At 63.5% G+C, this 14,096-nt stretch carries 13 protein-coding genes and 1 riboswitch; of the genes, 11 read left to right on the top strand and 2 right to left on the bottom strand.

All coding sequences use genetic code 11. From position 1 onward, the window contains the following. The first annotated feature begins 43 nt into the window (after nt 1-43). The 10 genes from ACP691_RS07790 (at nt 44) to cobM (ending at nt 8,256) form a co-directional block, all read left to right on the top strand. Nucleotides 44-1,276 carry a 3-methyl-2-oxobutanoate dehydrogenase (2-methylpropanoyl-transferring) subunit alpha gene (locus tag ACP691_RS07790; protein WP_426199165.1) on the top strand — a complete coding sequence of 411 codons (1,233 nt, stop codon included), beginning with the start codon at nt 44-46 and terminating at the stop codon, nt 1,274-1,276. A gap of 2 nt (nt 1,277-1,278) precedes the next feature. After that, nucleotides 1,279-2,340 (top strand): alpha-ketoacid dehydrogenase subunit beta, encoded by a 1,062-nt coding sequence (locus tag ACP691_RS07785; protein WP_426199163.1) that lies wholly within the window; start codon nt 1,279-1,281, stop codon nt 2,338-2,340. Further along, on the top strand, nt 2,340-3,626 hold the full coding sequence (locus ACP691_RS07780) for a dihydrolipoamide acetyltransferase family protein (protein ID WP_426199161.1): 1,287 nt from the start codon (nt 2,340-2,342) through the stop codon (nt 3,624-3,626). Before ACP691_RS07785 ends, ACP691_RS07780 begins: the two co-directional genes overlap by 1 nt. Before the next feature lie 9 nt (nt 3,627-3,635). Continuing rightward, nucleotides 3,636-5,000, top strand: coding sequence for a dihydrolipoyl dehydrogenase (gene lpdA / locus ACP691_RS07775; protein ID WP_426199159.1), 1,365 nt, complete (start codon nt 3,636-3,638; stop codon nt 4,998-5,000). A gap of 156 nt (nt 5,001-5,156) precedes the next feature. Continuing rightward, entirely contained in the window at nt 5,157-5,432 is a 276-nt protein-coding gene (locus tag ACP691_RS07770; RefSeq protein WP_040263094.1) for a DUF2790 domain-containing protein, read from the top strand. A 96-nt stretch (nt 5,433-5,528) separates the two neighbouring features. After that, the gene (locus ACP691_RS07765) at nt 5,529-5,699 is read left to right on the top strand and encodes a hypothetical protein (RefSeq protein WP_040263092.1); all 171 of its coding nucleotides are present in this window, start codon (nt 5,529-5,531) and stop codon (nt 5,697-5,699) included. 162 nt (nt 5,700-5,861) lie between these two features. Then, nucleotides 5,862-6,077, top strand: a riboswitch (cobalamin riboswitch). Nucleotides 6,078-6,160: 83 nt separating this feature from the next. Further along, on the top strand, nt 6,161-6,349 hold the full coding sequence (locus tag ACP691_RS07760; protein WP_426199156.1) for a CbtB domain-containing protein: 189 nt from the start codon (nt 6,161-6,163) through the stop codon (nt 6,347-6,349). Nucleotides 6,350-6,358: 9 nt separating this feature from the next. Continuing rightward, nucleotides 6,359-7,042, top strand: a complete 684-nt coding sequence (locus ACP691_RS07755) for a CbtA family protein (RefSeq protein ID WP_426199154.1) — start codon at nt 6,359-6,361, stop codon at nt 7,040-7,042. Beyond that, nucleotides 7,032-7,466, top strand: coding sequence for a cobalamin biosynthesis protein (locus ACP691_RS07750; RefSeq protein ID WP_426199152.1), 435 nt, complete (start codon nt 7,032-7,034; stop codon nt 7,464-7,466). Before ACP691_RS07755 ends, ACP691_RS07750 begins: the two co-directional genes overlap by 11 nt. 34 nt (nt 7,467-7,500) lie before the next feature. Then, a complete protein-coding gene (cobM, locus tag ACP691_RS07745; RefSeq protein ID WP_426199150.1) occupies nt 7,501-8,256 on the top strand; it encodes a precorrin-4 C(11)-methyltransferase in 756 nt (251 codons plus the stop codon). Nucleotides 8,257-8,287: 31 nt separating this feature from the next. Here cobM and nfuA read toward each other — a convergent pair whose 3' ends face one another. Together nfuA and ACP691_RS07735 are read right to left on the bottom strand one after the other, a co-directional pair. Continuing rightward, nucleotides 8,288-8,872, bottom strand: a complete 585-nt coding sequence (gene nfuA / locus ACP691_RS07740; protein ID WP_426199149.1) for a Fe-S biogenesis protein NfuA — start codon at nt 8,870-8,872, stop codon at nt 8,288-8,290. Nucleotides 8,873-8,929: 57 nt separating this feature from the next. Then, complete coding sequence (locus ACP691_RS07735) at nt 8,930-9,958, bottom strand: acyltransferase family protein (RefSeq protein ID WP_426199147.1); 1,029 nt, start codon at nt 9,956-9,958, stop codon at nt 8,930-8,932. Between the two features lie 202 nt (nt 9,959-10,160). On the opposite strand from ACP691_RS07735, the gene metH reads away from it, so the two are divergent. Then, entirely contained in the window at nt 10,161-13,844 is a 3,684-nt protein-coding gene (metH, locus tag ACP691_RS07730; RefSeq protein WP_426199145.1) for a methionine synthase, read from the top strand. Nucleotides 13,845-14,096: the final 252 nt, after the last annotated feature.

Below are 14,096 nucleotides of genomic sequence, written 5' to 3'. Positions count from 1 at the left end.
ATCGACAACTCCCCAATAAACACAAGATCGAGGGTTGTGACACGTGAACGCCCAAGAACCGCTTCGCCTGCATGTGCCGGAACCCACGGGCCGCCCGGGCTGCAAGACCGATTTCAGCTATCTGCAGCTGCTCCCCGCTGGCGCGGCTCGCAAGCCGCCCCTGGACATCGACCCTCGAGACACCGCCGACCTGGCCGTGGGTCTGGTGCGCGTGCTGGATGAGCAAGGCCAGGCCGTTGGCCCTTGGGCCGAGGCCATACCGCTCGAGCTTCTCCATCGTGGTCTGCGCACCATGGTCAAGACTCGGGTGTTCGACAGCCGCATGGTCAAGGCCCAACGCCAGAAGAAGATGTCCTTCTACGTACAGAGCCTGGGAGAGGAAGCCATAGGCACGGCCCATGCCCTGGCTCTGCGCGGCGATGACATGTGTTTCCCGACCTACCGCCAGCAGAGCATCCTCCTGGCCCGCCAGGTGCCGCTGTTCGAGATGATCTGCCAGCTGTTCTCCAACGAGTGCGACCCGCTCAAGGGCCGGCAGTTGCCGGTGATGTACTCCAACAAGGCTGCTGGCTTCTTCAGTATTTCCGGCAACCTGGCGACTCAGTTCGTACAGGGCGTGGGCTGGGCCATGGCCTCGGCCATCCGGGGCGATACCCGCATCGCCTCGGCCTGGATAGGTGACGGCTCCACAGCCGAAGCCGATTTCCACACGGCCCTCACGTTCGCTCATGTATACCGCGCGCCCGTCATCCTGAACGTGGTGAACAACCAGTGGGCGATCTCCAGCTTCCAGCATATCGCCGGGGGCGAGGCCACTACCTTCGCGGGGCGAGGCGTAGGCAGCGGCATTGCCTCGCTGCGGGTGGACGGCAACGATTTCCTGGCAGTCTATGCCGTCTCGCGCTGGGCCGCCGAGCGGGCCCGGGCCAACCTGGGGCCCACCTTGATCGAGTGGGTGACTTACCGGGCCGGCCCCCATTCCACCTCCGACGACCCTTCCAAATACCGCCCCGCCGATGATTGGGCCAATTTCCCCCTGGGGGATCCGATCGCTCGGCTCAAGCAGCATCTGATTGCCGAAGGGCACTGGTCCGAGGCACAACACGAGGCGCTGGTGGCCGAGCTCGAGCAGCAAGTACTGGAGGCGACCAAGCAGGCCGAAAGCCACGGGACCCTGGGTGGCAGCGCCTATGCCAGCGCGGCGACCATCTTCGAAGACGTCTATCACGAGATGCCCGCGCACCTGCGGCGTCAACGCCAGCAGATGGGGATCTGACCATGACTACCGCACACCAGATCCAGCCTTCGCAGGCTGTCGAAGCGACACGGGACATGACCATGGTGCAAGCCATTCGCTCAGCCCTGGACGTGATGCTGGAGCGAGACCCCAACGTAGTCACTTTCGGCGAGGACGTGGGCTATTTCGGCGGCGTGTTTCGCTGTACGGAGGGCCTCCAGGCCAAGTTCGGCAAGACCCGGGTTTTCGATACGCCGATCTCCGAGAGCGGCATCGTTGGGGTGGCCGTGGGCATGGGCGCCTATGGCTTGCGGCCGGTTGCCGAAATCCAGTTCGCTGACTACGTATACCCGGCGTACGACCAGCTCACTTCCGAAGCGGCGCGGCTACGCTTCCGCTCCGCCGGCGACTTTACCGCGCCGATCACGGTACGCATGCCCTGCGGCGGCGGAATCTACGGCGGGCAAACTCACAGCCAAAGCCCGGAGGCGATCTTCACCCAGGTTTGCGGCTTGCGCACGGTGATGCCATCGAACCCCTACGACGCCAAGGGCCTGCTGATCGCTGCCATCGAATGTGATGACCCGGTGATCTTCCTGGAGCCCAAGCGCTTGTACAACGGCCCCTTCGACGGGCATCACGATCGCCCCGTAACGCCTTGGGCGGGCCACCCCGACAGCCAGGTGCCGGAAGGCTATTACCGGGTACCGCTGGACAGCGCTGCCGTGGTGCGCGTAGGCAGCGATGTCACCGTGATCACGTACGGCACCACTGTCCACGTGGCCTTGGCCGCGGCCGCGGAAACAGGCGTGAATGCCGAAGTGATCGATTTGCGCAGCCTCTGGCCACTGGACCTGGACACTCTGGTGACATCGGTGAAGAAAACGCGGCGTTGCGTAATCGTGCACGAGGCCACCCAGACCTGCGGCCTGGGCGCCGAATTGCTCGCCCTGGTACAGGAGCATTGCTTCTATTGGCTAGAAGCCCCTATCGAGCGGGTAGCCGGGTGGGATACCCCTTACCCCCATGCCCAGGAATGGGCCTATTTCCCCGGCCCCGCCCGGGTCGGCGCTGCCTTGCGCCGTGTCTTGGAGGTGCGCTGATGGGCGAGCATGTGATCAGGATGCCCGATATCGGCGAAGGCATCGCTCAGGTGGAGCTGGTGGAATGGTTCGTCAAGGTGGGCGACACCGTCAGCGAAGATCAGGTACTGGCTGATGTCATGACTGACAAGGCAACAGTGGACATTCCCAGTCCGGTACAGGGTCGGGTGTTGGCCCTGGGCGCCTCGCCAGGGCAGACCGTAGCGGTGGGCAGCGAGCTCATTCGCCTGGAAGTCCAGGGCCAGGGCAATGAGAAACCGGTCGTCTCGTCCGCCAGCATGGAAGCAGACGCGCGGCCACCGGCACAGGAACAGATCACCGTGTCGCCGGCCGCCGCCATCACGGAGCCGAGGCTGGCGCCTGTGGCGTCCACCTCCGTCTGTGCCCCGGCGTCAGTTGACGAGTCAGGACGCCCGCTGGCCTCGCCCGCCGTGCGCAAGCGTGCCTGGGACAACGGACTGGACCTCGCTGCCATCGCCGGGAGCGGGCCGGCTGGCCGGATTCTCCAAGAGGATCTGGATCATGCCCTGGCCCGCGGCGCCCTTTCCCCGACCGCTGCTGGACCTGACGGGCGCCATGCTTGCCCCCTGGCCATCGAAGAAGTGCCAGTCATCGGCCTGCGTCGCAAGATTGCCGAGCGCATGCAGGAAGCCACCCGCCGTGCCGCGCATTTCAGCTATGTGGAAGAAATAGATGTCACCGCCCTGGAAGCGCTGCGTCAGCAGCTCAACAGCCAGTGGGGCGAGCATCGCGGCCGGCTTACGCTCTTGCCGCTGCTGGTCAGGGCGCTGGTAGTGGCCCTGCGAGACTTCCCGCAACTCAACGCGCGTTACGATGATGAGCGCCAGATCATCGAGCGGCACAGCGCGGTGCATATGGGCATCGCCACCCAGGGCAGCCAGGGGCTGCTGGTGCCCGTACTGCGTGACGCACAGGCCGGGGATCTCTGGAGCAACGCGCGAGAGATCGCTCGTATCGCCGAGGCGGCGCGGCAAGGCAAGGCCGAACGGGCGCTGCTTTCAGGCTCGACCATTACCTTGACCAGCCTGGGCGCGCTTGGCGGGATCGTTTCTACCCCTGTGCTGAACCTGCCCGAGGTAGCCATCGTCGGGGTCAATCGCATGGTCGAACGCCCGATGGTAGTCGACGGCCAGATCAGCATCCGCAGGATGATGAACCTTTCCAGCTCCTTCGACCACCGGGTGGTCGACGGCATGGACGCGGCCCGCTTCATCCAGGCCGTGCGTCAGTTGCTGGAGCAGCCTGCTACCCTCTTCATCGATTAAGGTCGGAACATGCAGAGTCTTGAAACGCAACTTCTTGTCCTCGGTGGTGGCCCAGGGGGCTACGTCACCGCCATCCGGGCAGGCCAGCTTGGCATCCCTACCGTGCTGGTAGAGGCCCAGACCCTGGGAGGCACGTGCCTGAACGTGGGCTGCATCCCGTCAAAAGCCCTGATCCATGTGGCGGAGCGCTTCCATCAGCTGAGCGAGCCCAACGAATTCGGGATCAGCGGCGGTCAGCCGCGACTGGACCTTGGCCAGGCAATCGCCTGGAAAGACCGGACCGTGGATCGGCTGACGTCCGGCGTGGGCGCGCTGCTGAAAAAGCACCGCGTGCAGGTCATTCATGGACATGGCCAGATCGTGGATGGCAAGACGGTACAGGTGGGCGATACCCGCATTCATTGCCAGCATCTGGTGCTGGCTACCGGCTCGCGAGGGATGAGCCTGCCGGGTCTGGCCATTGGCGGGCCGATCGTGGATTCCACCCAGGCCTTGTCCCCTGAAACGCTGCCGCGGCACTTGGCGGTGATCGGCGGGGGTTATATCGGCCTCGAGCTGGGCACCGCCTATCGCAAGTTGGGCGCTCAGGTGACCATCGTCGAAGCCCAGCCTCGCCTGCTGCCGGCCTATGACTCCGAGCTGACGGCCCCTGTGGTCACGCGCCTGCGGAATCTTGGCATAAAGGTGCTGACCGAAAACCGCGTCGAAGGTTACGACGCAGCCGGGCAGCGCTTGCGGCTACGCTCCGGCAGCGGCGATACCGCGAGTCTGGAGGTTGATCGCGTTTTGGTGGCCGTGGGGCGCACGCCCCATACCGGGGGCTATGGTCTGGAACGCCTGGACCTTGACAGCGCGGGCAAGGCCGTAAAGGTCGATGGGGGGTGTCGCACCAGCATGACCGGAGTGTGGGCTATCGGCGACCTCACGGGAGAGCCAATGCTCGCCCACCGAGCCATGGCTCAGGGGGAAATGGTGGCTGAGCTGATCGCTGGCAAGCGCCGAAGCTTCGCCCCCGCGGCTATCCCCGCCGTGTGCTATACCGACCCGGAAATTGTCGTTGCCGGGCTTACACCGGACCAGGCCGGCGCCGACGCCAAGGTGGCCAGCTTCCCCTTCGCGGCCAATGGGCGGGCCATGACCCTGGGGGATACCTCCGGCTTCGTACGGGTGGTCGCACGGCCAGGCGACCATCTAATCCTCGGCTGGCAAGCGGTGGGCCCAGGCGTCTCGGAACTGGCCGCGGCCTTCACCCAGTCATTGGAGATGGGTGCCCGCCTCGAGGACATTGCCGGGACCATCCACGCGCATCCGACGCTTGGTGAAGCGGTACAGGAAGCGGCCTTGCGGGCGCTGGGCCAGGCGCTGCACATCTGACCGGAAACGGGTTAAAGGCCCGGAGCCGGGACGCTCCGGGTGAACTATCAAAAGCATCGATTCCGGACAACAAAGCGTTCAATTTCTCGGACAGCGCGGTTAGCGGTTTACTGAACTCAACCAGAAACCCAACCCGCTGCAAACGAGGAATCCATCATGAAAGCTGCATTCGCCATCGCCGCCCTGACTGCTGTGTTCGCCACCGGTGCCTTCGCCCAGGACGGCGCCGACCGTGCCGTCACCAGTAACCTGCCGGTGGAAACCTACCATTACGGCATGAAGCTGGATGTACAGAAAATCATCTCCAGGACCGACGTGAGCACCAAGCGAGGTGTGGTACCGGTGACCATGGTGTACCAGGATAGCCAGGGCGCGCTGCACAAGCTGCAATTCCTGCAACTGGGTGGCTACGACGACAACGCCAACGGCTGATCCGGCCGTGACCTTGTCGAGCGAGGCGACTAGGCCTGGCAGGTCTGCTGCCGGGTCGCCTCGATGAATTCTCGCTTTCCTTTGCAAAGGTGTCACATGTCATCCGATCGCATCATGTGCGTAATAGGCAGCGCGGTACCCGAGCACCTTCGCGACCTTGGCTTGCTGGCCTGCTGGTACGTGGTTCGCGACGGCGAGCCGGTAAGCCCGCCCCTGCTTTCCCGCGCCGCGGCCCAAGACTATCGGCTCCGCGACTTCGCCGCCTGACCCCAGCCAGGCCAGGGCCTGCCGGGCCCGCCCTTATGGTCGTCGCTATGCCGCGCCATGCTACCGCCTCGCACCCATCAGCGACCTTGCCAGCTGACGGCCCAGGTACTCCTGGCCGCTCCTCCTGCACCTCCATTTGACGCCCTGCGCCCGACGTGCTTTGCTTGCGTCTTTCGTTCGGGTGCCCCTCACGGGGTGAAACGGGAAACCGGTGCGCCTTCGGGCCAGTCCGGTGCTGCCCCCGCAACGGTAAGCGAGCGTGCTTCCAGGCAAGGCCTGAACCACTGTGCACGGGCATGGGAAGGTATGAAGCGGATCGGTGGCCTGTATTGTCCGCCCCTCGCGAGCCCGGAGACCGGCCCGAGCGTTCTCGATGACACACCTGCGGTGGGCGGGCGGTCGGCCATGCCCTTCTAGGGGCGGTCCCCGCGCGCCTGCCTCATACACTGGAAGGAAGCGCCATGACCACCCACATCGCAAGTCAGACTCAGAGCCAGCCCGCCGTCACGCTCGGCGCGCGTATCACAACCGCCTGCGTGGCGGGCGTCCTGGGCATGGCACTGGTTTATCTCGCCGGCTTTTCTCATGTTCCCGCGGTTCATAACGCGGCACACGATACTCGGCATAGCGCTGCCTTCCCCTGCCACTGAGGGCTCACCATGTTCACTCGTATCGCCCGGACCGCGGGCTTCGCGGGGCTACTGGCCGCGCTGCTGCTGACGCTGATGCAAAGCATCTGGATCAGCCCCCTGATTGAACAGGCGGAAGTTTTCGAAAGTGCCGCCGCCGAGAATTTGCACCAGGATCATGCCGCGCCTGACGGCCATCACGAACATGAGGTCGCAGCCTGGGAGCCGGAGCCTGGTTGGCAGCGGCTGCTTTCGACCACCGGTGGCAACCTGGTCGTCGCCTTAGGCTTCGCCTTGATGCTGGCCGGCCTGTATACAGTGCAGGCGCCCAGTCGCACCGCGGCCGGCCTGCTCTGGGGGCTGGCGGGTTATGCAGTATTCACCTTGGCGCCTACCTTGGGACTTCCTCCGGAGTTGCCGGGCACAGCCGCCGCGGACCTCAGTTCCCGCCAACTGTGGTGGGTAGGCTCTGCCGCCAGTGCCGCCGTCGGCCTTGGGCTGATCGCGTTCGCCGGCTCCTGGCCCCTGAAGCTGGCTGGCGCCGCACTGATGGCCATCCCTCATGTGATAGGCGCGCCGCAACCCCCGGTGCATGAAAGCGTTGCGCCCGAGGCCTTGCAGGCGCAATTCCGCTGGGCAGCCCAGACGGTGAACCTGGCGTTCTGGCTGGTGCTTGGCCTGGTCAGCGCCTGGTTGTTCCGTCGTGCTTCCTGACGCTGCCGCACTCCAATCGCCACCCGCTTGCCTGGTGGCCGGCTTCGGCTGCCGCCAGGCTTGCAGCGACGCTGAATTGCGGGCACTCCTGGACAGAGCCCTGGCCGTGATAAAAGCGCGGCCGTGTCAGCTCCTCGGTCTCGCTACCCTGGACAGGCGCCTCGCCGTGCCAGGGTTACAGGCGCTGGCCCAGGAGCTCGGCCTGGCTCTGGCCGGTTATGACGCCCAGGGCCTGGGACATTATGATGGCGAACTCAGCCACCGCTCCGCTCTCACCTGGCGCTATACAGGCTGCCATGGTATCGCGGAGGCCAGCGCCCTCGCTCACTGCCGGGCACTCGTCGGCAGAACGCCACGCCTCTGCGTCAGCCGTCTTGCCAGCGCCAATGCCACGGTCGCTCTGGCCTGCCCTGCCCCGACTTGAAATCCCTTCACGCTCCGCCTCGAAAGGCCATTCAATGACTGTCTATTTTATCGGTGCCGGCCCCGGCGACCCCGACCTCATTACGGTCAAAGGGCAGCGGCTCATCCAGCGCTGTCCGGTGATCATCTATGCCGGTTCACTGGTACCCGCGGCGGTGCTGCAGCCCAACCAGGCCGAACGCGTGGTCAATAGTGCGCAGCTGCACCTGGAAGCGATCATCGAGGAAATGGTCACCGCCCACGAGGCCGGCCTGGACGTGGCTCGGGTACATTCAGGCGACCCTTCCCTGTATGGGGCCATCGGCGAGCAGATCCGCCGCCTGCGAGTACTGGGCATACCGTTCGAGATCGTGCCCGGGGTCACCGCGGTCGCCGCCTGCGCCGCCCTGCTCGAGTCCGAGCTGACCCTGCCTGGCGTGGCGCAGACGGTAATCCTTACACGCTATGGGCACAACAGTCCGATGCCTGAAGGTGAAGAACTGGCTGACCTGGCCAGGCACCGGACGACCCTCGCCATACATCTGGGGGTGGGCCATGTCGGCGCGATTGCCGCGCTGCTCCAGCCCCACTACGGCGCGGACTGCCCGGCGGCGGTGGTTCACCGCGCGAGCTGGCCGGACCAGGATTGGGTGTCAGGGACGCTGGAAAACATTGAAGCCAAGGTGGCCGCCAAAGGGTTCAGGCGCACCGCGCTCATCCTTGTAGGGCGGGTACTGGGAAACGAGCCCTTCGAGGATTCGACCTTGTATCGGGCCAGCCATGCTCACCTCTATCGGCCCGGCAGCGACTGAGGCCTGCCGTTCGCCGAGCTCGCGCCTGTTTTCAGTAATAGGCGTTCTCGCGGTTGGTATGGTCGGTCACGTCGCGGACACCCTTGAGTTCTGGAATCCGCTCCAGCAACGTGCGCTCGATGCCTTCCTTGAGGGTGACGTCGGCCTGGCCACAACCCTGGCAGCCTCCGCCGAACTGCAGGACAGCGATGCCCTCTTCCACCACATCGATCAGCGTCACCTGGCCACCGTGGCTGGCCAGGCCGGGATTGATCTCGGTCTGCAGGTAATAGTTGATGCGCTCGTTCAACGGGCTGTCTTCGTTGACCATCGGTACCTTGGCGTTGGGCGCCTTGATAGTCAATTGACCACCCATTCGATCAGTGGCGTAGTCCACCACCGCGGCGTCGAGGAACGGCTCGCTCACTGCGTCGATCCAGGCAGTGAAATGCTTGAGCCCCAGCGCGGTGTCGTCCGGTTTTTCCTCGCCTGGCTTGCAGTATGCGATGCAGGTTTCAGCGTATTGGGTACCCGGCTGGGTGATGAACACACGGATACCGATGCCGGGGGTATTCTGCTTGCTGAGCAGGTCGCCAAGGTAATCCTGGGCCGCGTCAGTTATGGTAATGGTGCTCATGGGGGCTCCTCACAGACTAGCGCGCAGTTTACGGCAAAGCTTGCCGGGGAGAAAGTCCTAGTAATTTTGTCGGGTTAAGCCGGAGTCGGGCCTCGCGCGAATCAGCGAAGCTTTCATGCGGTAGTAGAGCCGCTTTTCCAACAGTTCGTAGCTGAGCCAGGACATTGCCAGGATCGTGGGCACGCAGAAAAATGCGAACACCATATAGGCATTGATGCCCAGCCGCTCGGTGATGAACCAGCCGGCGTAAAGCACGAGCAGATGCACCAGGTAGACCGAGTAGGAACAGTCTCCCAGCGCCTTCAGCGCCCGGCTGTGGGCGAACCGTGCCTCCAATGCCAGGCACCCGGCCACGATACCGGCGCTGGGCAGGCCCCAGTTGAGCAGGCGATTGGTCGGTTCCAGGCGATAGATGATCGTCGAACAGACGGCTATCAGTGCCAAGGGCAACCACAGGCCGCTGCGCACCCAGCCCCGACGCCAGGCCACCCCCAGCGCGATACCCAGCAGGAATTCATAGACGATATTGTTGGCGTAGAAGCGCCCCGACCAGCCCAGACGGCTGAAGGCCTCGCTGCTGAGCAACAGTGCCCCGGCGACGAACAACGCCCGCCACGCCTTCGGCACGATGAAGGCCAGGGAGAATACCAGGTAGAAGAACATTTCGTAGTTCAGGGTCCAGCCCACGTTGAGTGTGGGGTACAACCCGTATCCTCCCGGGTTTTCCGCGGGGATGAATAGCAACGAGAGGATGAAGGTAGGCCAGTTCACCACGCCGTGGGGCATATGACTGCCTACTGTGTAGAGCAGCAGCCCCATGGCCATCGTATAGAACCAGTAGGCAGGAATGATGCGGATGGCTCGATTGAGCAGAAACTCTCGCGGCTGCAGGGGCTTGCCCCAGGTCGACAGGTAGATCACCAGGCCGCTGATGACGAAGAAGATGTCTACACCGACCGCGCCCCGTGCCGCGAAAAAGTGACCGATAAGCCCCCCGCCCTGGAAGTTGAAAAACACCTGCATGAAATGGTGGCATACCACCATCCACGCCGCCATGGCCCGCAAAGCCTGAATCGAGATCAGCATTCAAGGTTCCCGCGTTACGCTCTCACTACCGTGCCCAAGAGCACGAACTCATAAGTGGGACCGACCTCCCAAAGTTATGTTTCATGACAATGCCGTTCAGCTGTCAACATGAGCCGGATTCATGCAAAGCCGGGGCGGGGTATAAACCCGTTCAGCTTTGCTATCATCCTCGGCTTTCGCAGCCGCACCAGAGTGCCCTTCCATGACCGACCGCCTCGCTCGCCAGACCGCCCTACAAGAAGCTCTCGCTTCGCGCATCCTGATCCTCGACGGCGGAATGGGCACAATGATCCAGAGCTACAAGCTCGAAGAAGAAGACTATCGCGGCGAGCGTTTCGCGGACTGGCCCAGCGATGTAAAGGGCAACAACGATCTGCTGCTGCTGAGCCGGCCTGATGTCATCGCCGAGATCGAGGCAGCTTATCTGGACGCTGGCGCGGATATCCTGGAAACGAACACCTTCAACGCCACCCGAGTGTCCCAGGCCGACTACGGAATGGAGCACCTGGTCTACGAACTGAACCTGGAAGGCGCTCGGGTCGCGCGCCGAGTGGCCGATGCCAAGACCCTGCAGACGCCCGACCGTCCACGTTTCGTGGCGGGAGTGCTTGGGCCGACCAGCCGCACCTGTTCTCTGTCGCCAGACGTGAACAACCCTGGCTATCGCAACGTCACCTTCGACGAACTGGTGGAAAATTACACCGAGGCCACGCACGCCCTGATCGAGGGCGGCGCTGACCTGATCCTGATCGAAACCATCTTCGACACCCTGAATGCCAAGGCCGCCATCTTCGCGGTGCAGGGCGCCTTCGACGAATTGGGCTTTAGCCTGCCGATCATGATTTCCGGCACCATTACCGATGCCTCCGGACGGACACTGTCCGGCCAGACCACCGAGGCCTTCTGGAACTCCGTGCGCCATGCCAACCCGGTATCCGTGGGCTTGAACTGCGCGCTGGGCGCCAAGGAACTGCGGCCTTATCTGGAGGAGCTGGCGACCAAGGCCGATACCCATGTATCGGCCCACCCCAATGCGGGCCTGCCCAACGCCTTCGGTGAATACGACGAAAGCCCCGAGCAGATGGCCGAGACGGTAGAGGAATTCGCCCGTAGCGGCTTCCTGAATATCGTAGGGGGCTGCTGCGGTACCACGCCCGCGCATATCGCGGCCATCGCCAAGGCCGTGGCGCCCTACCCGCCGCGGCCTATCCCGGCGATTCCCAAGGCGTGCCGGCTGTCCGGCCTGGAGCCGTTCACGATAGACCGCCAGTCGCTGTTCGTGAACGTGGGCGAACGCACCAACATTACCGGCTCGGCCCGCTTCGCCCGGTTGATTCGTGAAGAAAACTACACCGAAGCCCTGGAAGTCGCGCTGCAGCAGGTCGAGGCCGGCGCTCAGGTGATCGACATCAACATGGACGAGGGGATGCTCGACTCCCGCAAGGCCATGGTCACCTTCCTCAACCTGATCGCGGGCGAGCCGGACATTTCCCGGGTACCGATCATGATCGACTCCTCCAAGTGGGAGGTGATCGAGGCGGGGCTCAAGTGCATCCAGGGCAAGGGTATCGTCAACTCCATCAGCATGAAGGAAGGCGTGGACGCTTTCATCCACCATGCCCGCCTGTGCAAGCGCTACGGCGCCGCCATCGTGGTCATGGCCTTCGATGAGCAGGGTCAGGCCGACACGGAGCAGCGCAAGGTCGAGATCTGCGCCCGCTCCTACGACATCCTGGTGAACCAGGTGGGCTTCCCGCCGGAAGACATCATCTTCGACCCGAACATCTTCGCCGTGGCGACCGGCATCGAAGAGCACAACAACTACGCTGTGGATTTCATCCGGGCCTGCGCCTGGATTCGTGACAACCTGCCCTATGCGCTGACGTCCGGCGGGGTATCCAACGTTTCCTTTTCCTTCCGGGGCAACAACCCGGTACGTGAAGCCATCCACTCGGTCTTCCTGCTCCACGCCATCCGCAATGGCTTGACCATGGGCATCGTCAATGCCGGGCAACTGGAGATCTACGACGAAATTCCGGCCGCGCTGCGCGACCGCGTCGAGGATGTGGTCCTGAACCGTAGTGCCGAAGCCACCGAGGCCCTGCTGGCCATCGCGGACCAATACCGTGGCGATGGCGCCGCCAAGGAGGCCGAAACCGAGGAATGGCGTGGCTGGGACGTGAACAAGCGCCTCGAGCATGCGCTGGTCAAGGGGATCACCACCTACATCGTCGAGGACACCGAGCTGTCCCGGCAAGGCTTCGCCCGGCCCATCGAGGTCATCGAGGGGCCGCTGATGGCAGGAATGAACGTGGTAGGTGACCTCTTCGGTGCCGGCAAGATGTTCCTGCCCCAGGTCGTCAAGTCCGCCCGGGTGATGAAGCAGGCCGTGGCGCATCTGATTCCCTTCATCGAAGCTGAAAAAGGTGACAAGCCGGAAGCCAAGGGCAAGATCCTCATGGCTACCGTCAAGGGCGACGTGCACGACATTGGCAAGAATATCGTCGGCGTGGTACTGGGCTGCAACGGTTATGACATCGTCGACCTTGGCGTGATGGTTCCGGCGGAGCGGATCCTGCAGGTGGCCCGCGAAGAGAAATGCGACATCATCGGCTTGTCCGGTCTGATCACCCCTTCTTTGGATGAAATGGTCCATGTCGCGAGGGAAATGCAACGCCAGGACTTTCATTTGCCCTTGATGATCGGTGGCGCGACCACCTCCAAGGCGCATACCGCCGTGAAAATCGAGCCGCGCTATAGCAACGACGCGGTGATCTATGTGACCGATGCCTCCCGCGCCGTGGGCGTAGCCACCCAGTTGCTGTCCAGGGAGCTCAAGCCAGGTTTCGTGGAGCGCACCCGTCAGGACTATGCCCAGGTGCGCGAGCGTACAGCCGCGCGAGGGAGCCGCAGCGAACGCCTGACCTACGCTCAGGCCGTGGCGGCCAAGCCCACCTGGCATTTCGAACCAGCCAAGCCGAGCTTCACCGGAGTGCGGGTGCTGGAAGATATCGACCTGAATGTGCTGGCCGACTTCATTGACTGGACGCCCTTCTTCATTGCCTGGGACCTGGCCGGCAAGTATCCCCGGATCCTGACCGACGAAGTGGTGGGGGAAGCGGCCACGGCACTGTTCAGCGATGCCCAGGTCATGCTGCGCAAGCTGATCGACGAAAAACTGATCAAGGCCAGGGCCGTGTTCGGGTTCTGGCCGGCCAATCAGGTCGCCGACGATGACATCGAAGTGTATGGGGATGATGGTCAACCCCTGGCTCGCCTGCACCACCTGCGTCAACAGACGATCAAGCCCGACGGCAAGCCGAACCTGAGTCTGGCGGACTTCGTGGCGCCCAAGGCCAGCGGCGTCATCGACTATATCGGCGGCTTCATCACGACCGCGGGCATCGGCGCCGAGGAAGTGGCCAAGGCCTATCAGGATGCTGGCGACGACTATAACTCGATCATGGTCAAGGCCCTTGCCGACCGCCTGGCCGAAGCCTGCGCCGAATGGCTGCACCAGCAGGTGCGCACTACCTATTGGGGCTACGCCCCTGATGAATCCCTAGACAACGAAGACCTGATCCGCGAGCAGTATCGCGGCATCCGACCGGCGCCAGGCTATCCAGCCTGCCCGGATCATACCGAGAAGGGCACCCTGTTCAGCCTGCTGGACCCGGAAGGGACCAGTGGGGTGACCCTGACGGAGCACTATGCGATGTTCCCGACCGCGGCCGTGAGCGGTTGGTATTTCGCGCATCCACAAGCGCAGTATTTCGCGGTCGGCAAGATCGATAGGGACCAGGTGGCCAGCTACTCCGAGCGCAAGGGCCAGGACCACAGCGTGACCGAGCGCTGGCTTTCGCCCAACCTCGGTTACGAGGCCTAGCTGAGTACTGTCTTTTCAACGGGTTGGATTCATCACCTCAACCTTTTTACAGCCCGCCCGCGTTGGACACTGGTATGGGAGTGATCTGGCTGGCCAAGGCTCGAGCGGCTGTTATCGAGAAAGCTTGATGACAGGGTTGATTCGCCCGCTTCGCAGCGGGCTTAACCCTAAATCCATTGGCACCAGCGAGTTGAAGGCCAAATCCCGACCAGCGCGGTCAGTGCGTGCTGGTCCAGAAGACCAGTGCGGCAA

It is taken from the genome of Pseudomonas sp. DC3200b2 (assembly GCF_049895785.1).
Classification (GTDB): Bacteria; Pseudomonadota; Gammaproteobacteria; order Pseudomonadales; family Pseudomonadaceae; genus Aquipseudomonas; species Aquipseudomonas massiliensis.
This window is presented reverse-complemented; position numbering and strand designations above follow the sequence as displayed.

What these genes read in the sequence shown, in the direction of transcription:
- metH (WP_426199145.1), top strand. Translation starts at nt 10,161, where the DNA reads ATGACCGACCGCCTCGCTCGCCAGACCGCCCTACAAGAAGCTCTCGCT.
- nfuA (WP_426199149.1), bottom strand. Translation starts at nt 8,872, where the DNA reads ATGAGCACCATTACCATAACTGACGCGGCCCAGGATTACCTTGGCGAC.
- ACP691_RS07755 (WP_426199154.1), top strand. Translation starts at nt 6,359, where the DNA reads ATGTTCACTCGTATCGCCCGGACCGCGGGCTTCGCGGGGCTACTGGCC.
- ACP691_RS07780 (WP_426199161.1), top strand. Translation starts at nt 2,340, where the DNA reads ATGGGCGAGCATGTGATCAGGATGCCCGATATCGGCGAAGGCATCGCT.
- ACP691_RS07760 (WP_426199156.1), top strand. Translation starts at nt 6,161, where the DNA reads ATGACCACCCACATCGCAAGTCAGACTCAGAGCCAGCCCGCCGTCACG.
- ACP691_RS07785 (WP_426199163.1), top strand. Translation starts at nt 1,279, where the DNA reads ATGACTACCGCACACCAGATCCAGCCTTCGCAGGCTGTCGAAGCGACA.
- ACP691_RS07765 (WP_040263092.1), top strand. Translation starts at nt 5,529, where the DNA reads ATGTCATCCGATCGCATCATGTGCGTAATAGGCAGCGCGGTACCCGAG.
- ACP691_RS07770 (WP_040263094.1), top strand. Translation starts at nt 5,157, where the DNA reads ATGAAAGCTGCATTCGCCATCGCCGCCCTGACTGCTGTGTTCGCCACC.
- ACP691_RS07735 (WP_426199147.1), bottom strand. Translation starts at nt 9,958, where the DNA reads ATGCTGATCTCGATTCAGGCTTTGCGGGCCATGGCGGCGTGGATGGTG.
- cobM (WP_426199150.1), top strand. Translation starts at nt 7,501, where the DNA reads ATGACTGTCTATTTTATCGGTGCCGGCCCCGGCGACCCCGACCTCATT.
- lpdA (WP_426199159.1), top strand. Translation starts at nt 3,636, where the DNA reads ATGCAGAGTCTTGAAACGCAACTTCTTGTCCTCGGTGGTGGCCCAGGG.